The organism is Kitasatospora misakiensis (genome assembly GCF_042656005.1).
Classification (GTDB): Bacteria; Actinomycetota; Actinomycetes; order Streptomycetales; family Streptomycetaceae; genus Kitasatospora; species Kitasatospora misakiensis.
Genome location: NZ_JBHSOF010000012.1, coordinates 83,853 through 101,975, shown reverse-complemented (window position 1 = coordinate 101,975; position 18,123 = coordinate 83,853). Strand labels below are relative to the sequence as shown.

The following is an 18,123-nucleotide window of genomic DNA, read 5'->3' as shown; positions in this document are numbered from 1 at the left end:
GAGGGGCTCGGCCGCCGCGGCGCTCACCGGCCGGCCCGGTCGATGGCGCTCTGCAGCGAGCGGATGTACCCGTCGCTGGTGTACGTCGCTCCCGAGACGACGTCGATGCGGGCGCTCTGCGCGGCGATCGCCTCCTTGTTCAGGACAGGCAGGGCGAAGCTGTTGATCTCCCGGTCGCGGCGGTCCTCCGAGGGGTACTGGACCACGTCCACGGCGGTGACCCTCGTCCCGGCGAGGGTGACCTTGACCTGCACCGGCCCGTAGCGGGTGTCCACGGCGCCACCGGTGACCGACCGGCTCGCGGCCGGGCTGCTCGGCGCGGCCGTACCGGTCGACCCCGCCGGGCTGTTCGGGGCACCCGACGCGGCGGCCGAGGGTCCGGCGGACGGTGCACCGGCTGCGGTGGGACCCGCGGTCGGCTCCGTGTCGCCCTGCGAGCCGATCGCGGCGGCGGGGGCGCTCCCGTGCGGCTTCAGCGACAGCAGCAGGACGACCCCTGCCGCGGTGGCGGTGCTGGTGATGACGGCTCGGCGCATGGCGGGGCTCCTCAGAAGGCGAACGACTCGTGGTGGATGCGGCCGGGCCGGACACCGGCGGCCCGCAGCGCCCGGACGGCCTCCTCGGCCATCCGCTCCGGGCCGCACAGGTAGACCTCGTGGTCGGCCAGGTCCGGAACCAGTCGGCGCAGGGCCCGCCCGAGGTCGCCGACCTCGACGCGGGAACCGGTCAGCGCGTGCACCCGCCCGCCTCGCCGCGCGGCCACCGCCGCCAGCTCGGCCGTGAAGAGCAGGTCCTCGGGGCTGCGGGCCCGCTGCACCAGCGTCACCTCACCCGGCAGCGTCTCGAACAGCGCCCGCAGCGGGGTGATCCCGACACCGGCGCCCAGCAGCAGCACCTTGCGACGGCGGTGCAGCCGCTCGGTGAACGCGCCGTACGGGCCCTCCGCCCGCACCCGGGTCCCCGGCCTCAGCCGGGCCACGGCGGCACTGTGCGCCCCCAGGTCCTTCACCGTGAAGCGCAGCAAGTTCTCGTGCGGCGGCGCGGACAGCGAGTAGGGGTTGGCCGCCCAGCGGAGCCCGGGCGCCTGGAACTGCAGCCGGAAGAACTGGCCCGGCTCGGCCCGCAGCCCGCCCAGCCGTTCGCCGGTCAGGAAGACCGAGACCACGCCCGGGCCCTCCGGCCGGACCTCCGCCACCCGCAGCCGGTGCCGTCGGTCCCGCAGCCGCGGCACGGCCAGCCGGAACCAGCCGAGCGCCGCGGCGGTGCCCACGTACAGCGCGCTCCAGGCGAGCCGGGCCGGTCCGTCGCCGAGGTCCGCGCCGGTGGCCAGCTGGTGGCCGAAGGCCAGCGCCACCGCGAGGTAGGTCGCCAGGTGCAGGTAGTACCAGGCCTCGTAGGACATCCGGCGCCGGGCGATGCGGGCGGAGACCGCACCGGTGCCGAACATCAGCAGGGTGCCCAGCGAGGCTTTGATCATCTCTGGGTAGTGGAGGACGATGTCCACGCCCTCGTGGAGCAGACCCTGCCCACCGGTCAGCGCGTAGCCCCAGACGATCGTCAGGACGTGCACGGCGGTCAGCGACACCAGGCAGCGTCCGCCGAAGGCGTGCCAGCGGGCCAGGCGGTCCGCGCCCACCTCGCGTTCGAGGAGCGGGAGCCGGGCCATCAGCAGCAGCAGGACCGGCGCCGCGTACCCGGCCAGCAGACCGGTGATCCGGCCCGCGCCGGTCAGCCAGCCCGCCGCGCCGGTGACCGAGCCGGTCCCCCGCCACCACAGGGCCAGGACGCCGAGGGCGCCGAGCGCGATCGCGGCCAGGACGGCGGCCGGTACGGTGGCGACCGGGAAGCCGCGCGGCGCGCGGAGCGCGTGCCGACTGCCGGGCGACGTGCGCTGCGGTGCGACGGCGACCATCACGGGCCTCCTTCCGACCTCGGCCGGCACCATGCCGCCGGGGAGTCCAACCCTGCCAGCGGAATCTTTCAGTTCCCTCTGGGTCCGGACTCCGGCGAGCCGCCCGGAGTGGTCCCGCTGCAGGTCAGAGCCGTGCTGGCGCTGCGGCGGGGGCGAGTGAATCTCACCGCTTTCTCATCGCCGACGGCCACAACGGGGGCCGTCGTCCAGACCGGCACCCGGGAGCACCATGGAGTCCAGCACGCGGCCGACCCGGCGGATCCTCGTGGTGGACGACGAACCCGACCTCGTCGACGTCCTCCGCGGCGCCCTCGGCTACGAAGGGTGGGAGACCCGCGGCGCCACCACCGGCCGCGAGGCCCTCGCGATCGCGGCCCACCGGCACCCCCCACGCCGTGGTACTCGACATGATGCTGCCCGACCTCGACGGCATGGAAGTGCTCCGCCTCCAGTTGGCGACGAAGCTGAAGAAGCCGACCAGGGCGACGACCGGGGCCGCCAGCGGCAGCGCGATCCGGCGGAAGACGCCGAATTCCGAGCAGCCGTCGAGCGTGCTCGAACTCGTACAGGTGGGCCGCTGCGCGATTGGGGCCTCGGCGTGCGGCCGGGCCGCCCAGCACAAGGACTCGACCCCGCCGGCGCGCCTTCGGTGGGGTCGAGTCCTTGTGGTTGAAGCGGTGGTGCGACGTGCGTGGTGCGGTGAGGACGGGTCAGACCGCTGGGGCGGTGACCGGGGCGCGGTCGGCGGCCGGGGCCGCCGGGGCGAGGACGCGCTGGGACAGGGCGCCGAAGAGCAGGGCGAACCCGGTCCACAGCACCACCTGGAGCCCGATCGAGGCGAGCCGGAAGTCCCACAGCAGCGCGGCCGGGAAACCCTCCGGGATCGCGTCGTCGTTGGCCGGCAGGACGAGGGCCAGCGCGGCCATCACCACGGCGTAGCCGGCTCCGGCCGCGACGGTGGCGTTCCAGGTGCCCAGCCGCGGGGCCAGGCGCTTGCCGATGATCACCGCGGCGACGCCGATCAGCACGCTGAGCACGATCATCAGGAAGAACAGCGCGGTGCGCTTCCCGATAGTGTCCGGATTGCCGACCGCCGGCGGGTTCGCCGGGTACTTGAGGAACGGCACGAAGTAGACGGTGACGAAGGCGGCGCCCGCGACCAGCGCGGCGGTGGCCCGGGGGCCGAACCGGCCGACCCGGCCGAGGGCGAAGCAGAACGCCAGCGCGGCGATCCCGCCGACCGCGACCCCGTACACCAGCACACCGGTGGCGAGACCGGCGGTGGACTGCAGGTCGCGGCTGACCAGTTCCTCCTCCTCGTCCCCGGCGTCGGCGGCCTCGTGGGCGGCGGTGTCGTGGGCGGCGGTGTCGTGATCGGCGGTGTCCTGCGCGGCCCCGGCTGCGGGGCCGGAGCCGCCGCCGTGGTCGTGGTCGTGGTGTCCGGCCGGGGCGGAGTGGGCCTGCTCCTGGGCGATGGAGTCCGAGACGGGGCCCTCGCCGACGGTGTAGGCGAAGACGAAGGCCACCAGCCCGGCGATCAGGCCGGCCAGCAGGCCGCGCAGCAGGAGTCTGCCGACGGTGCCGGACGGCACGGATGCGGAGTTGCTCATCGGTGCGTGTTCTCCGGTCAGTGGCAGGGGAAGCCGAGCAGGTGGCGACCGTCGTGCACCCATTCGTGCAAGGTCGCACCGGAGAAGACCGAGGTGGCGCCCTGCTCGGCGCCGACGAAGTCTTCGCCGACGAAGGCTCGGTGCGCGAAGCCTCGGCGGGCGACCACGCGGAGGGCGAGGCCCCGGTGGACGAGGCCGGGGTGCGCGCCGCGCGCGCCCTCGGGCCGGGACTCCCGGCGGCGGCCCACCGGTTCGTCTCGCCCTCCGCCCGCTGCCGCCGCACGGCCGAGGAGCTCGGGCTGTCCGGCGCCGTCGCCGAGCCCGCGCTGCGCGGCTGTGCCACCGGGCGCTGGCGCGGGCGGACCCTCGACGAGGTGGCCGCCGAGGAACCGGAGGCGGTCATGGCCTGGCTGACCGACCCGGCCGCCGCCCCGCACGGGGGCGAGTCGGTGCGGCAGTTGTGGGCCCGGGTCGCCGGGTGGCTGGACGGGTCGGCGGCAGGGCTGACCGGCCGGGTGCTCGCCGTCGCCGAACCGGACGTGGTCCGGGCGGCGGCCCTGGATGCGCTCGGCGTCCCGGACGAGGCCTTCCGCCGTCTCGACGTGCCCCCGTTGGCGGTCGTCGAGCTGACCGGGCGGGCCGACCGCTGGAACCTCCGGCTCGGCGGGCTCGGCACCGGCTGAGCCCGATTCCGTCGGCGGCCGAGGGCGGCGGGTCGGGGTCAGGGCCTGCCGAGGTCGAGCCGCCGGTCGTTGCAGTGGATCGGGTGGCCCGCCGGGTACTCGAAGTCCCGTGGGCCCAACAGTTCGAAGCCCGCCCCCCGGCACACCGCGTTCGACGCGGGGTGGTCGACCGAGGGGAAGGCGTGCAGGTGGCGGCGGAGGCCGGCGGCCCGGGCCTGCGCCGCCACCGCCCGCGTCGCGGCCTTCGCCACCCCGCGCCCCTGGAAGTCCGGCAGGACCGCCCAGCCCGTCTCGTACACCGCCTCGCCGTCCCAGGTGCGGTCCCAGAAGCCGATGCTCCCCGCGACCGCCCCCTCCGGCAGCAGCACGATCCGGAACATCCGCCCCGCGCCGGTGCGGTCGGCGCTCAGGTCGACGTACCGGCGGTGGCGGCGGGTGAGCTGCTCCTCGGTCTCCGGGCCGCCGAGGTGGGTCATCAGCTCGGGCGCGTTGAGGGCGCGCAGGAGTTCCGCGTCGCCCTCTGACCAGGGCTCCAGGCGTACGGCGGGGGTGTCGTCGTCCATGGCCCGTACGCTAGCGCCCGCCTCTGACAATCGCCGTTGCAGCCGGGCCCGCGACGGCCAACGGGCGGCGCTACCCGGCGGCGGGGGAGAGGTGGACCGGGAGGGCGCGCAGGGCGTTCACGATGAAGGACTCCTGGTGGGCCAACTCCTTCTCCGGCACCGCGAGTCGGACGTCGGGGAAGGCCTGGAACAGGGCGGTCAGGGCCTCCTCCGCCTCCAGCACGCCGAGTGCGGCGCCCAGGCAGTAGTGCCGGCCGTGGCCGAAGGCCAGGTTGGTCTTGTCGGGGCGGGTGAGGTCGAAGGCGTCGGGTCGGTCGGGGTGCAGCTCCGGGTCGCGGCCGCTCGCCCCGTAGGCGATCAGGACCGGTTCGCCGGTGCGGATCAGCACGCCCTCGCCGAGGTCGATGTCCTCGACGGCGAAGTGCAGCGGCAGGTGCATCACCGGCGCTTCGAGCCGCAGCGCCTCCTCGATGGCGTCGCGCCAGGTGGCCGCGCCGTCCAGGATCAGCGCGAGCTGCTCGGGGTGGGCGAGCAGCAGCGCCGCGGTGTGGTCGATCAGGTTGACGGTGGTCTCGGAGCCGGCGCCGATCATCAGGATCAGCGTGGAGATCAGCTCGTGCTCGCTCAGCCGGGAGCCGGAGGCGTCCCGGGTCGCGATCAGCTCGCTGGTCATGTCGTCGCCCGGCGTCTCCCGCTTGGTGGCCACCAGGCGCGCCATGGCGGCGAACAGGTCGTCGAGGCCGGCCTTGGCCTGCTCGGGGGTGGCGCCGGTCTCCAGGACGCCGTCCACCACCCGCCGCATCTCTGGGCGTTGGTCGTCGGGGACCCCGAAGAGGTCGCAGATCAGCGTGGTGGGGAGCGGGTAGGAGAGCCGGGCGTGCAGGTCGACCGGGTCGCCGGGCGCGGCGGTGCGCAGGTCGTCGACCAGCCCGGTGACGATCGCCCGGATCTGCGGCCGCAGGGCCTCGACGCGGCGGGGGCCGAAGGAGGGGGCGGTCAGGGTGCGCAGGCGGTGGTGGTCCTCGTCGTCGGTGGTGAACATGGACTCCACGGCGACCCAGCTGGCCAGGGGCCAGTCGAGGCCGACCCGGCCGTCGATCCAGTCGGGCCAGTGGCGGCGGGCGTCCTTGCCGAGCTGGCGGCCGGCGAGGAGCCGGCGGGCGACCTCGGCGCGGGTCACCGACCAGGCGAGGACGCCGCCGGGGAGTTCGACCCGGACGGCCGGGCCGTGGGTGCGCAGATGGGCGGCCTCGGCGTGCACGTCGGTGGCGCGGGAGTCGAGGACGTGGGCGTAGGGGCAGCGAGGTTCCACGGGCCCTCCTGGGTCGGGAGCGGCGGGCCGTACGGTCGCCTGGTATGTGACCGTACGGCCCGTGCGGCGGCGGGGAAAGAGCGCTCGGCGGCGTTCCGTGCGCCCTTGGCGTGCGCCCTCGCGCACTCGGCGCGGTGCGCACCCGAGCGGGCCGCCCCGCCGCCGGTCCGCCCGCCGACCCTTATGACAACAGCATTGACGTGTCTCCGGACCCGCCGGTTTCATGGCTCGCACTTCACCCCACCCCCACATCTCCCCCCACCACCAAGGCGGTGATCCCTCGGCATCGACGGCGAAGGCCACGGTCACCGGCTCCTCGATCGTCCAACTCCTCGACGAGGCGCACGTACGCGGCGTCGCGGGCCTGCGGCTGGACGCCGACTCGACCGTCCAGTGCACCCTGATCGGCCTGGTCGTCCTGGTCGGCGCCGCGCTGATCGCGGTGCGCGGGCTCGAACTGGCCGCGCGGCTCCAGAAGGCGCTGCTGGTCTTCGAGTACGCCGTGCTGCTCGGCTTCTGCGGGTACGGGCTGTTCGCCGGTGACCAGCCGTTCTCGCTCCAGTGGTTCAACCCCTTCGCGATCCCGTCGTTCGCGGCGGTGGCGCAGGGCATGGTGCTCGCGGTGTTCTGCTACGCGCCCCGCGCCGGCGCCGCGCCGTGCGGCCGCCACCGGCGACACCGTGCTGTCCGCCGAGCGGATCGTGGTGCGCTACGGCCAGCTGGTCGCCGTCCGCGAGGTCGGTCTGGAACTCGGGGCCGGCCAGGTCACCGCGCTGATGGGCCGCAACGGCTCCGGCAAGTCCTCGCTCCTGTGGGCGCTGCAGGGTTCCGGGCCTCGGCAGGGCGGCAGCGTGCGGGTCGCCCGGGCCGACGGCGGGCCGCCGAAGGATCCCAAGCGGGTTCCGGCGGCGGAGGCGCGGAGGTTGGTGGGGCTCGTCCCGCAGACGCCGGCCGACCTGCTGTACCTGGAGTCGGTGGCCCAGGAACTCGCCCAGAGCGATCTGGAGTCCGGCCGCGCGGCGGGGCCGACCGCGCGGCGGCTCCTCGACCGGCTGGCCCCCGGAATCCCGGACGAGGCGCACCCCCGCGACCTCTCCGAGGGCCAGAAGCTGGCCCTGGTCCTGGCGATCCAACTGGCCGCCGCCCCCCGGGTGGTGCTGCTGGACGAGCCCACCCGCGGGCTCGACTACCACGCGAAGGAGGCGCTCACCGGCATCGTGGACGCCCTCGCCGCCGAGGGCCGCGCGGTCGTGATCTCTACCCATGACGTCGAGTTCGTCGCCGGGGCCGCCGACCGGGTGGTGGTGATGGCCGAGGGCGAGATCGTCGCGGACGGCCCCACCGCAGAGGTCATCGTCGCCTCGCCCACCTTCGCCCCCCAGACCGCCAAGATCCTCGCCCCGCTGCCGTACCTGACCACCCGGCAGGTCGCCGAAGCCCTCGCCCCGACCGAGGCCGCCCGGTGACCGCCGTCCGGATCCCCGGCCGGGCCCGCGTGGTGGTGGCCCTCGCCGCGTTCATCGGCCTGGTCGCCTTCACCTGGCCGTTCGTCGTCGCGCCCGGCAAGTTCGGCTCCTCCTTCGCCCCACCGCTGATCTTCGGCGCCCTGCTGGTCCTGGTGCTGGCCGTCGTGATCGCGGAGATCGCCGCCGGCGGTATCGACGCCAAGGCGCTGGCCATGCTCGGCGTCCTCTCGGCCGTCAACGCGGGGCTGCGCCCCCTCGGCGCGGGGACGGCGGGGGTGGAGACGGTCTTCTTCGTCCTGGTCCTCGCCGGCCGGGTCTTCGGCCCCGGCTTCGGCTTCACCCTCGGCTGTACGTCCTTGTTCGCCTCCGCTCTGCTGACCGGCGGGGTGGGTCCCTGGATGCCCTACCAGATGTTCGGCTGCGCGTTCGTGGGCCTGCTCGCCGGGCTGCTCCCGAAGCTCCCGCGCCGCTGGGAGGTGCCGGTGCTGGCCGGTTACGGGGCCTTCTCCGGCTATCTCTTCGGGTTCCTGCTGAACCTCTCCTTCTGGCCGTTCTCCACCGACCCGAACAGCTCCATCGCCTACCTCCCCGGGCTGCCGTTCACCGAACAGTGGCACCGCTACCTGCTCTTCGACCTGGCCACCTCCCTCGGCTGGGACACCGGCCGCGCCGTCACCACCTTCATGGCCGTGCTCGTCGTAGGCCCGGCCGTCCTCACCGTCTTCCGATGCGCCGCCCGCCGGGCCAACTTCGAGCCGACCGTCCGTTTCGAGCGGCCGGGCTGAGCCCCGACCCCGCCGCACCGGTCCCAACTCGTGGACACCGCCGTGGAATGTGCTGACCCGGCCGGTGCTTTGCCTCTAGGCTGACCTCGTAGCTGGTTCGCCCTGTCCGCCAGACAGGGCGTCGTAAGAGGGAACCCGGTGACGCCTTTCAACTGGCCAGTCCGGGACTGCCCCGCAGCGGTGAGCGAGAACGACCGCCGTCATACGCACTGGGCCCGAGCCGGGTCTGGGAAGCGACGGCCAGTAGGTGTCCGCCCTCGACGAGGGCGGGCGTGCTCGCGAGTCCGAAGACCTGCCCGCTGCCCGCCCGTGGACGATCCGCGGGCGGCTGTCCGGAGACCTCGAGGGCGGGTCGGCGACCACACCAGGCGGTTCAGGCACGCCCGTTCACGGCGGCCGCCGTCCGGTCCGTCGTCCCTTCGCGCACTCGTGCCGTCCCCGGGCACTTGAGGAGCAAGACTCGCGAAGGAGAGTCCCTTGACAGCGAAGTCCGCAGCCGCGGCGACCCGGGCCACCGTGCACGGCTACCCCCGCCAGGGCCGGAACCGGGAACTCAAGAAGGCGATCGAGGGCTACTGGAAGGGCGCCGTCACCGCCGACGCCCTCCACACCACCGCCGCCGAGCTGCGCCGGGAGAACTGGCGGCAGCTCACCGAGGCCGGCGTCCGCGAAGTCCCCACCGGCGACTTCTCGTTGTACGACCACATGCTCGACACCACTGTCGCCGTCGGCGCGATCCCGGCCCGCCACCGGGCCGCCGTCGACGCCGACCCGCTCGACGGCTACTTCGCCATGGCGCGCGGCACCCAGGAGGTCGCGCCGCTGGAGATGACCAAGTGGTTCGACACCAACTACCACTACCTGGTACCGGAGTTGGGGCCGGACTCGGTCTTCTCCGCCTGCCCGGCCAAGGCGGTCGGCGAGTTCACCGAGGCCCTCGCGCTCGGCCACACCGCCCGGCCGGTCCTGGTCGGCCCGGTCACCTACCTGCTGCTGGCCAAGCCCGCCCCCGGGGTGGCGGAGGACTTCCCGCCGATCACCCTGCTGGACCGGCTGCTGCCCGTCTACGCCGAACTCCTCGCCGAGCTGCGGGCCGCCGGCGCCGACTGGGTCCAACTGGACGAGCCCGCCCTCGTCCAGGACCGGACCCCGGCCGAACTCAACGCCGCCGCCCGCGCCTACCGGGAGCTGGGCGCCCTGACCGACCGGCCGAAGCTGCTGGTCGCGAGCTACTTCGACCGCCTCGGCGAGGCCCTGCCGGTGCTCGCCAAGGCCCCCGTCGAGGGCCTGGCCCTGGACTTCACCGGACCGGCCGCCGCCAATCTGGACGACCTCGCCGCCGTCGGCGGCCTGCCGGGCAAGCGGCTGGTCGCGGGCGTGGTCGACGGCCGCAACGTGTGGATCAACGACCTGGGGAGGTCGCTGGCCACCCTGGCCACCCTGCTCGGCCTCGCCGACCAGGTGGACGTGGCGCCGTCCTGCTCCCTGCTGCACGTGCCGATCGACGCCGGCCTGGAGCGCGACATCGACCCGCAGATCGCCCGCTGGCTCGCCTTCGCCCGACAGAAGGCCGCCGAGGCCGCCCTGCTCGCCCGCGGCCTGCGCGAGGGCACCGGGGCGATCACCGCCGAACTCGCCGCCAACCGCGCCGACCTGGCCTCCCGCGCCGGCTCGCCGATCACCCGCGACCCGGCCGTCCGCGCCCGCACCGCCGCCGTCACCACCGAGGACGCCCGCCGTCCACAGGCCTACCCGCAGCGCGCCGAGGCCCAGCGCGCCCGCCTCGGCCTGCCCCTGCTGCCGACGACCACCATCGGCTCCTTCCCGCAGACCACCGAACTGCGCGTCGCGCGAGCTGATCTGACGGCTGGTCGGATCGACGCCGACGCCTACCGTGCTCGCATGGAGGCCGAGGTCCGCGAGGTCGTCGCCTACCAGGAGAAGGCCGGCCTGGACGTCCTCGTGCACGGCGAGCCCGAACGCAACGACATGGTCCAGTACTTCGCCGAACAGCTCACCGGCTACCTCGCCACCCGGCACGGCTGGGTGCAGTCCTACGGCACCCGGTACGTGCGCCCGCCGGTGCTGGCCGGGGACATCTCCCGCCCGCACCCGATGACGGTCGACTGGTTCCGCTACGCCCAGGGCCTGACGGACCGTCCGGTCAAGGGCATGCTCACCGGCCCGGTCACCATGCTCGCCTGGTCCTTCGTCCGCGACGACCAGCCGCTCGCCGACACCGCCCGCCAGGTCGCCCTCGCCCTGCGCGACGAGGTCACCGACCTGGAGGCCGCCGGCGCCGCCGTCGTCCAGGTCGACGAACCCGCCCTGCGCGAGACCCTGCCGCTGCGGGCCGCCGACCGGCCCGCGTACCTGGACTGGGCGACGGAGTCCTTCCGCCTCGCCACCTCCGGCGTCCGCGCCGACACCCAGGTGCACACCCACATGTGCTACGCCGAGTTCGGCGCGATCATGACGGCGATCGACGAACTCGACGCGGACGTCATCTCCCTGGAGGCCACCCGCTCCCACATGGAGGTCGCGCGCGAACTGGCCGCCGCCGGCTACCCGCGCGAGGTCGGCCCGGGCGTCTGGGACATCCACTCCCCACGTGTGCCGACCACCGAAGAGGCCGAACGCCTGCTGCGGACCGCCCTCACCGCGATCCCGGCCGACCGCCTCTGGGTCAACCCCGACTGCGGCCTGAAGACCCGCGCCTGGCCCGAAACCCGCGCCTCCCTGACCAGCCTGATCACCGCCGCCCACCGCCTGCGGGAAGACCTCGCCCACTGACGCCGGCCTCACCCTGGGGCTCCTCGCCCGCCGGACGGCACGGATGCCGTCCGGCGGGTCGACGACCGGCTCTACTCGTGGAGTGCGACGCTCAGCTCACTTCAGCGTTAGCCTTCGCGATCAGCTCCGGCAGTTCCAGCAGCGAGTCGATTCGGAAGGTGGCCTGCGCGGTCGCCGGGTCGTGCTGCTGGATCCAGCCCCACGGCCCGCGCCGGATCAGCGCCGTCCGCATCCCGGCGGCCCGGGCGGGCCGCACGTCGTTGTCGAGTCGGTCGCCGACGTAGAGGATCTCGCCCGGTGCGGCCGGGACGACCTCGGCGACCTTCCGGAAGAAGCCGGGGTCCGGCTTCGAAGCGCCCCAGTCGTCGGAGGTGCCGATCAGGTCGACATCGCCGGTGAAGAGTTCGCGGAGGATTCCGCCCGCTCGAACCGTCTGGTTGCCGGCGATCGTCAAGTGCAGCCCGGCCGCGCGGAGTTCGACGAAGGCGGGGCGGACGTCGGCGTACAGGTCGCCCTCGCCGAAGGTCTCCGGCCGGCCGGCCTCCGCTCGGCGCTCGCGCTCCGCGTACAGGTCGAAGCCGGGCCGGAACACCTGGAACGCTTCCCGGTAGTCCCGCCCCTGGGCGATGACCGCGCCGAGCTGCGCAACGAACGTGTGCCTCGGCACACCGAGCCAGTCGGCCCAGCTGCCGTACTCCCGGGTCTCGTCGACCAGGCACTCCCCGACGTCGAACACCACAGCCCTGATCGTCATACCCGCAGCGTAGTGGGGTACGGAGGAGTTGTCAGAGCCGTCCCGTGGGATCGACCACCAACGCTCGCCCCGCCGGTTCAGGGACGCCGGGCGAGCAGTTGGAGGAGGCCGGTGACGGCGACGCCGGCCACGATCTCCCGCCGGTCGATCATGCCCTGGACCGCATCGAGTGGGATCCACTCGATGCGGTCCGCCTCGTGGGTGTCCACCGGCGGGGCGACGAACTCGGCGCCGCGAGCCAGGAACACGTGGTGCTCGGCGTTCGACATCCCTCCCACCGGCTGGCTGTAGGCCAGCGGCTCCACTGCCGCTACCCGCCACCCGGTCTCCTCCTCGACCTCACGGACGGCCGCCGCCTCCACGGACTCGCCCGCCTCGACGATGCCGCTGGGGATCTCCCAGTTCCACGTGCCGGTGGCGAAGCGGTGGCGCCACATCATCAGGACCCGGCCCCGGTCGTCGAGGACCACGGTCGCGGCCACGGGCGCGAACTTCACCAGGTGGTGCTCGTACCGGGAGCGCCCGGGCGGCTCGACGTCCACCAGGTCGAGTTCGACCCAGGGGCTGGCGTAGACGGTGTGACTGCCGTGGACGGTCCACTCACTGCTCACGAACACCTCATGATCTCGGCGGGATGATCGGCGCCATCCTGTCAGCGCCCGCTTACACGCCGATGGCATGCCCGGGCCGCACTCGTACGCGTGTTGAGGAGTGTCCGGTGACGGGATCGGAGTGGCCTGTCCACGGTCGGCGTCGTCGTCACCGATGACGCCGACCGCTTCCTCCGGCGGTCGGAGGCCGAGGTCGTGCAGCTCGTGGTCAGAGGGTGAGGACGAGCTTGCCCCGGAGGTGGCCGCCGTCGAGCAGGCGGTGGGCGTCGGCTACTCGGTCGAAGGGGAACGTTTCCTGGACGTGGACGCGGAGTTTGCCCTGTTCGACGAGTTGGACGAGAGCGCGCAGGGCGACCGGGTCGGGGTCGACGGCGATGCCGCTGAAGTGCATGCCGGCCGCCTCGTACTTGGCGATGAGGGCCGTGTCCTCCTCGGCGACCGCTGTCACCAGGTGGCCGCCGGGGCGGAGTACGTGGAGCGACCGTTCGACGGTGTCGCCGCCGATGGTGTCGAGCACGATGTCGATGTCGCGGACCGCCTTGGCGAAGTCGACCGCCGTGTAGTCGATCACCTCGTCGGCGCCGAAGCCCTCGACGAACTCCCGCTTGCTCGGGCCGGCGGTCGTGATGACGTGCGCGCCGAGGGCTTTCGCGATCTGGATCGCGACGTGGCCGACCCCGCCACCGCCGCCGTGGATCAGGACGCGGTCGCCCTCGCTCACGCCGGCGAGGTCGACGAGGCCCTGCCACGCCGTCAGGCCGACGACCGGCAGGGCCGCCGCTTCGACGTGGGAGAGCGAGGCCGGCTTGCGGGCCAGGTGCAAGGCCGGTGCCGCCACGAACTCGGCGTACCCGTTCGCGGCCTGCGGGAACAGCGGCATCCCGAACACCTCGTCGCCGGGCCTGAGCCGCCATGTCCCCGGCGCCGACTCGACCACGCCGCTGATGTCCCAGCCGAGGACGAACGGCGGCCGGCCGATCAGTGGGAACTCGCCGGCGCGCAGGCGCGCCTCCAGCGGGTTCAGTCCGATCGCCTTGACGCGGACGAGAACCTCGGTCGGGCGGGGCTGGGGCTCGGGAGCGTCCACGATGGTGAGTACCTCCGGGCCGCCGAGCGTCTCCTGGGTGATGACTCGCATGACTCTCCTGGAAAGGGGACGAGAAGGGGGAAGGGAGAATCCAGGCTATGAAGTTGATAGGAACCGGCGGGTACCTTTGGGAGTCATGAGCGGATTCGATCGCGGTGACTTCTTCCTCGCCGACTGCCCGGCGCGTCTGGCGGTCGAGTTGATCGCCGACAAGTGGACGGTGGTCGTGCTCTTCGGCCTCAGCAAGGGCCCGGTGCGCCACGGCGAGCTGATCGAGCTGATCGGCGGCATCTCCCGCAAGGTGCTCACCCAGACGCTCCGACGGCTTGAGGCGCACGGACTCGTCCGCCGGCACGCCTACGCCGAGGTGCCGCCCCGCGTCGAGTACGAGCTCACCCCGCTCGGGGCGACGCTGATCGATCCGATCCACGTACTGACCGAGTGGGCGAGGGCGAACGGCGAAGCGGTGCTCGACGCGCTCGACGCCGGTGCCGACCCGGTCGCCGACAGCGGCTGAGGCCCCCGCCAGGGCCGTGAGCTGCTGGGCGGCACCTGCTAGGTTGCACCCGTAAACGAACGTGCGTACGGGGGTAGTGCTGTGATCGGGCTGGGAGCAATAGCGGGGATCGCGCTGGTGGAGCTCGGCATGGTGATGACGCCGGGGCCGAACATGATCTACCTGGTCTCCCGTTCGATCTCCCAGGGCCGCCGGGCGGGGCTGACCTCGCTGGCCGGGGTCGCCCTCGGCTTCCTGGTCTACCTCTTCGCGGTGTCCGTCGGTATCGCCACCGTCTTCGCGGTGGTGCCGGAGATCTACCTGGCGATCAAGCTGGCCGGCGCGGGCTACCTGCTCTGGCTGGCCTGGAAGGCGGTCCGCCCGGGCGGCCGATCCGCCTTCACCGCGCAGGAGTTGGCGCCGGACAGCCCCCGCAAGCTGTTCCTGATGGGCTTCCTCACCTGCCTGCTCAACCCCAAGGTGGCGATCCTCTACATCTCGCTGCTCCCGCAGTTCGTCGACCCGTCGCGCGGCCATGTCGGCCTGCAGGGCGTGCTGTTGGGGCTGACGCTGATCGTGGTCGGGGTCGCGGGCAACGCGTTCTTCATCGTGACGGCAGGCTCCGTCGCCGGGTTCTTCACCCGGCACCCGCTCTGGCAGCGCGTGCACCGCTACGTGGTGGGCACCGCGCTGGCGGGCTTCGCCGTCAAGATCGCCACCGAACGTTCGGGCGCGGCGGTCGCCCTGCGCTGACGGACGGGGCATCACGCGCCGAGCGCCGGGCCGTTCCGTTGTGGTGGTCGCCGTGACCGGTAGCCTGCCGGGGTGGCGGTGCACGGGTTCGGGGTGACGGAGTTCCAGCTGGTCCTGCTGCGGCGGATGGCGGACTTCCGGCCGGAGTTGGTCGAGGACGCCGTCCGGCGGCTGGGGGAGAGCCGGGCGGCGATGCGGGAGGCCAACAAGCGCTGGCAGGCGATGGTGCGTTCGTCGGGGTTCCCTACCGGCGCGCGGCGGTACGCGGCCGTGCTCGGGGTGCCGGAGGCGGTGGTGGCGCGGCGGATCGGGGACCTCGCCTGCTCCGCGCGCCAGTGGCCGCTGCCGCTCTGGCCCGGGCTGCGCTTCGAGGTCCTGGTCGGCCCGGCCGAGGCGGGCGCGCCGCTGCTGAACGCGTGGCTGGTGCGGGCGCCGGACGCCCCGGCGCCGGTGCTGCGCACGCTCGCCGATCTGACGCCGTGGAGCTGCGTGGTGGCCGATCTGGGGGCGGCGTTCCCGCCCGCGGTGCCGCGCGAGGGCAGCGCGCCGAACCGGTTCCGGCTGGACTTCACCGCCCCGGACGACGAGGGCCGCCCGCGGGCCTGTACGGCGGACTTCACCTGGGGCCTGCTCCAGGAGGTCCGGCCGGCGGAGGGACCAGACGGGGCGTGACGCGGTTCAGCGCCGGTGCACCGTACGCCCGCCGACCACCGTGCGGATGGGCAGCAGCTCGCGCAGCTCCTCGACCGGGCAGCTCAGCGGGTCGGCGGGCCACAGCGTCAGGTCGGCGAGCGAGCCCGGCCGCAGTGAGCCGCGGTCCGCGATCTCGCCGGTGAGCCGGGCCGCGTCCACGGTGTGCAGGGCGATCGCCTCGGACCGTTCGATCGCGTGCTCCGCACCCACCACCCCGGCCACGGTGCCGCGGGTGGTCATGCCCCACACCGACACCATCGCGCCGTACGGGCCGACCGGGAAGTCCGAGCCGGCGGCGATCAGCGCGCCCTCGTCGAGCCACTCGCGGAGCGGGAAGAGCGCGCCGGTGCGCTCCTCGCCCCAGGCCCGCCGCTGGGTGGGCGCGCCGTCGTGCAGCAGCGGGTGCTGGACGGTCACCGGGATGCCGAGTGCGACGGCCCGGGCCCGCTGGTCGGCGCGGGCGAGCCCGCCGTGCTCGACGACGAGCGTGCCGGTGGGGAGTCCGGGGTGGCGGGCGAGCACCTCCTCGAAGACGTCGAGCAGGGTGCGCAGGCCGCGGTCGCCCCAGGCGTGCACGCCGACCCGCAGGCCGCGCCCGACCACCCGGTCGACGGCGTCCGCCAACTCCTTCGGCTCCCACAGCAGTCGGCCGTGGTAGCAGGGCTGCCCCTCGTACGGCTCCTCCAGCGCGCCCGCCTCGAAGCCGCCATCGATGCCGAACTTGACGCCCCAGAGCGAGAGTTGGTCGTCCTCGTGGCCGGCGGCCCGCCAGGCGTCCACGCGGTCGAGCAGGCCGTCCACCTCCTCGGGGGTGCGGACGGCGAAGCCGGAGACCAGAGCTCGGACCCGGACGGCGAGGGCGCCCTCGGCGCGGGCGGCGCGCAGCACGTCGAGGTCCTCGACGGGGACGAGGCAGTCGCGGACGGTGCCGATGCCGGTGGCGGCGTAGTCGGCGGAGGCGGCGCGCAGGCCGTCGATCCGCTCGGCGAGGCCGGGCCGCGGCAGGACGCGTTCGACGGGTTCGATCGCCTTGTTGATCAGGCGACCGGTGAGCCGGCCGTCGGCGTCGCGCTCGATCACGCCGCCGCGCGGGTCGGGGGTGGCGGCGGTGATCCCGGCGAGCCGCAGCGCGGCCGAGTTGAGCACCATGTTGTAGGCGCCGCGGCGGACCAGCACGGGGTGGTCGGCGGTGGCCGTGTCCAACTCCTCGGTGGTGGGCATCCGTTGCTCGGCGAGGTTGAGCTCCTGCCAGTTGACGGTGGTGCGGATCCACTCGCCGGCGGGGGTGCGGGCGGCGCGTTCGCGGATCAGGGCGAGGAACCCGGGCAGGTCGGTGGCGTGGTGGACCGGGACGCCGTGCACGCTGTGCCCGGCGAGGATGAGATGGGTGTGGGTGTCGTCGAAGGCGGGCAGCACGGTCGTCCCGGGGGCGTCGACCACCTCGGTGCCGGGGCCGATCAGCCCGTCCAGGCCGTGCGGGTCTGCGGCGAGGGCGGTGATCCGGGTGCCGGTGACGGCGAGGGCGCGCTGCGGCGGCTCGCCGGGGACGAGGGTGTGCACGGCGGCCGCGCGGACGAGCAGGTCGGCGGGGGGCTGGTGGGTCATCACGGCTCCTGGCGGTGGTGGGCGGCGGTCGCCAGCCCGGTGACCTTCTCGACGTGGCGCAGGCTCGGTCCGGCGAGCCGGGCGTGCAGTCCGGTGAAGACGGCCCGGGCGGCGACGGCGTTCCAGTCGACGGGCAGCAGCGGCGCGGGCAGGCCCGGGTCGAGGTAGGGCAGCCGGCGCCACTGGGTGAGCATCGGGACGTAGTCGCGGAACGCCTCGGCGGGGTCTGGGTCCGGGTCCGGGTCCGGGGCCGGCTCCGGCTCCGGGTCGGTGCGCGGGCGCAGGGCGGCGAGGGCGGGCTGCCAGGCGTCGGTGAAGGCCGCGTACTGGGCCTCGATGGCGGGGAAGTCCCACCAGCCGGCGACGGCGGTGCGCAGGTCGGTGAATCCGGCGTACTCGGCGGAGAGGAAGAGGTGGACGTAGGCGTCCAGGCCGTGGCGTTCGAGCAGGCGCCGGGCGTCGGGCAGCACCCGGGCGGGGGCCAGCCAGACGCCGGGGGCGGCGTTGCCGAAGCCGAGCCAGCTGAGCCGCGAGCGCAGGGTGTGGCGGTGGGCGCGGGCGGACTCGGGGACGGAGAAGACGGCCACCACCCAGCCGTCGGCGAGTTCGGCGGGTTCCAGGCTGCGGAAGATCCGGCGGTCGCCCTCGTCGAAGACCGGTTCCATCGCGGGGGAGAGGCGGTACCCGGTCCCGGTGCCGGTGCCGGTGCCGGTGCCGGTGCCGGCTCCGGTGCCGTCCCCGTCGCGGCGTTCCTGGAGGAGGGTGCCGGCCTTCTTCAGGCGCGAGATGGCCGAGCGGACGGCGGGCGCGTCGACGTCCAGCTCGGCCATCAGGGCGATCAGGTCGGCGATGGATATCCAGCCGCCGAGCCGGCGGACGAACTCGCCGTAGACGGTGTGGATCAGCGAGCTCGGCCGGGGCGTGCTCTCGGTCATCCGGATCTCCTCCCGACGGCTCGTGATGATCATAACGTCGGCACTGGGCGCCGGCGGAAGCCGAG

At 73.9% G+C, this 18,123-nt stretch carries 17 protein-coding genes, 2 pseudogenes and 1 riboswitch; of the genes and pseudogenes, 7 read left to right on the top strand and 12 right to left on the bottom strand.

All coding sequences use genetic code 11. The features are described 5' to 3' along the window. Positions 1-23: 23 nt before the first annotated feature. From ACFP3U_RS12515 to ACFP3U_RS12500, 4 genes and pseudogenes are all read right to left on the bottom strand, one after another. Positions 24-536 (bottom strand): FMN-binding protein, encoded by a 513-nt coding sequence (locus ACFP3U_RS12515; RefSeq protein ID WP_380225491.1) that lies wholly within the window; start codon positions 534-536, stop codon positions 24-26. Positions 537-547: 11 nt separating this feature from the next. After that, positions 548-1,912, bottom strand: a complete 1,365-nt coding sequence (locus ACFP3U_RS12510; protein WP_380225490.1) for a ferredoxin reductase family protein — start codon at positions 1,910-1,912, stop codon at positions 548-550. A 710-nt stretch (positions 1,913-2,622) separates the two neighbouring features. Beyond that, positions 2,623-3,504 (bottom strand): CbtA family protein, encoded by an 882-nt coding sequence (locus ACFP3U_RS12505; protein ID WP_380225544.1) that lies wholly within the window; start codon positions 3,502-3,504, stop codon positions 2,623-2,625. 35 nt (positions 3,505-3,539) lie between these two features. Beyond that, positions 3,540-3,641 (bottom strand): annotated as a pseudogene (locus tag ACFP3U_RS12500) (CbtB domain-containing protein); the annotation flags it as partial. A gap of 21 nt (positions 3,642-3,662) precedes the next feature. Here ACFP3U_RS12500 and ACFP3U_RS12495 point away from each other — a divergent pair. After that, positions 3,663-4,205: a histidine phosphatase family protein gene (locus ACFP3U_RS12495; RefSeq protein ID WP_380225488.1), complete on the top strand. Its 543-nt coding sequence runs from the start codon at positions 3,663-3,665 to the stop codon at positions 4,203-4,205. A gap of 38 nt (positions 4,206-4,243) precedes the next feature. Here ACFP3U_RS12495 and ACFP3U_RS12490 read toward each other — a convergent pair whose 3' ends face one another. The 3 genes from ACFP3U_RS12490 to ACFP3U_RS12480 form a co-directional block, all read right to left on the bottom strand. Further along, positions 4,244-4,768 carry a GNAT family N-acetyltransferase gene (locus ACFP3U_RS12490; RefSeq protein ID WP_380225486.1) on the bottom strand — a complete coding sequence of 175 codons (525 nt, stop codon included), beginning with the start codon at positions 4,766-4,768 and terminating at the stop codon, positions 4,244-4,246. 70 nt (positions 4,769-4,838) lie between these two features. Further along, on the bottom strand, positions 4,839-6,080 hold the full coding sequence (locus ACFP3U_RS12485) for a cytochrome P450 family protein (protein WP_380225485.1): 1,242 nt from the start codon (positions 6,078-6,080) through the stop codon (positions 4,839-4,841). A gap of 235 nt (positions 6,081-6,315) precedes the next feature. Continuing rightward, entirely contained in the window at positions 6,316-6,750 is a 435-nt protein-coding gene (locus tag ACFP3U_RS12480; protein WP_380225483.1) for a hypothetical protein, read from the bottom strand. Between the two features lie 10 nt (positions 6,751-6,760). Between ACFP3U_RS12480 and ACFP3U_RS12475 the strand changes: the two are divergent. The 3 genes and pseudogenes from ACFP3U_RS12475 to metE all read left to right on the top strand — a co-directional run. Further along, positions 6,761-7,546 (top strand): annotated as a pseudogene (locus tag ACFP3U_RS12475) (ATP-binding cassette domain-containing protein); the annotation flags it as partial. After that, entirely contained in the window at positions 7,543-8,331 is a 789-nt protein-coding gene (locus tag ACFP3U_RS12470; protein ID WP_380225481.1) for an ECF transporter S component, read from the top strand. The pseudogene ACFP3U_RS12475 and the gene ACFP3U_RS12470, both read left to right, overlap by 4 nt. A 76-nt stretch (positions 8,332-8,407) precedes the next feature. Continuing rightward, a riboswitch (cobalamin riboswitch) is annotated at positions 8,408-8,645 on the top strand. Positions 8,646-8,808: 163 nt separating this feature from the next. Next, positions 8,809-11,124, top strand: coding sequence for a 5-methyltetrahydropteroyltriglutamate--homocysteine S-methyltransferase (gene metE, locus ACFP3U_RS12465; protein WP_380225479.1), 2,316 nt, complete (start codon positions 8,809-8,811; stop codon positions 11,122-11,124). 91 nt (positions 11,125-11,215) lie between these two features. On the opposite strand, the gene ACFP3U_RS12460 is transcribed toward metE, so the two are convergent. From ACFP3U_RS12460 to ACFP3U_RS12450, 3 genes are all read right to left on the bottom strand, one after another. Next, positions 11,216-11,878, bottom strand: coding sequence for an HAD family hydrolase (locus tag ACFP3U_RS12460; RefSeq protein ID WP_380225477.1), 663 nt, complete (start codon positions 11,876-11,878; stop codon positions 11,216-11,218). Positions 11,879-11,955: 77 nt separating this feature from the next. Then, positions 11,956-12,489, bottom strand: coding sequence for an NUDIX hydrolase (locus ACFP3U_RS12455; RefSeq protein ID WP_380225475.1), 534 nt, complete (start codon positions 12,487-12,489; stop codon positions 11,956-11,958). A 208-nt stretch (positions 12,490-12,697) separates the two neighbouring features. Beyond that, on the bottom strand, positions 12,698-13,627 hold the full coding sequence (locus ACFP3U_RS12450) for an NADP-dependent oxidoreductase (protein ID WP_380225473.1): 930 nt from the start codon (positions 13,625-13,627) through the stop codon (positions 12,698-12,700). Positions 13,628-13,712: 85 nt separating this feature from the next. Between ACFP3U_RS12450 and ACFP3U_RS12445 the strand changes: the two genes are divergently transcribed. From ACFP3U_RS12445 to ACFP3U_RS12435, 3 genes are all read left to right on the top strand, one after another. Beyond that, positions 13,713-14,093 (top strand): winged helix-turn-helix transcriptional regulator, encoded by a 381-nt coding sequence (locus ACFP3U_RS12445; RefSeq protein ID WP_380225471.1) that lies wholly within the window; start codon positions 13,713-13,715, stop codon positions 14,091-14,093. 81 nt (positions 14,094-14,174) lie between these two features. After that, entirely contained in the window at positions 14,175-14,825 is a 651-nt protein-coding gene (locus ACFP3U_RS12440) for a LysE family translocator (RefSeq protein ID WP_380225470.1), read from the top strand. Positions 14,826-14,951: 126 nt separating this feature from the next. After that, entirely contained in the window at positions 14,952-15,497 is a 546-nt protein-coding gene (locus tag ACFP3U_RS12435; RefSeq protein WP_380225543.1) for a hypothetical protein, read from the top strand. Between the two features lie 6 nt (positions 15,498-15,503). Here the strand turns inward: ACFP3U_RS12435 and ACFP3U_RS12430 are convergent, their stop codons facing one another. Next, entirely contained in the window at positions 15,504-17,123 is a 1,620-nt protein-coding gene (locus ACFP3U_RS12430; RefSeq protein ID WP_380225468.1) for an amidohydrolase, read from the bottom strand. Beyond that, on the bottom strand, positions 17,123-18,058 hold the full coding sequence (locus ACFP3U_RS12425; protein WP_380225467.1) for a PaaX family transcriptional regulator: 936 nt from the start codon (positions 18,056-18,058) through the stop codon (positions 17,123-17,125). The genes ACFP3U_RS12430 and ACFP3U_RS12425 overlap by 1 nt, the downstream gene beginning before the upstream one ends. Positions 18,059-18,123: the final 65 nt, after the last annotated feature.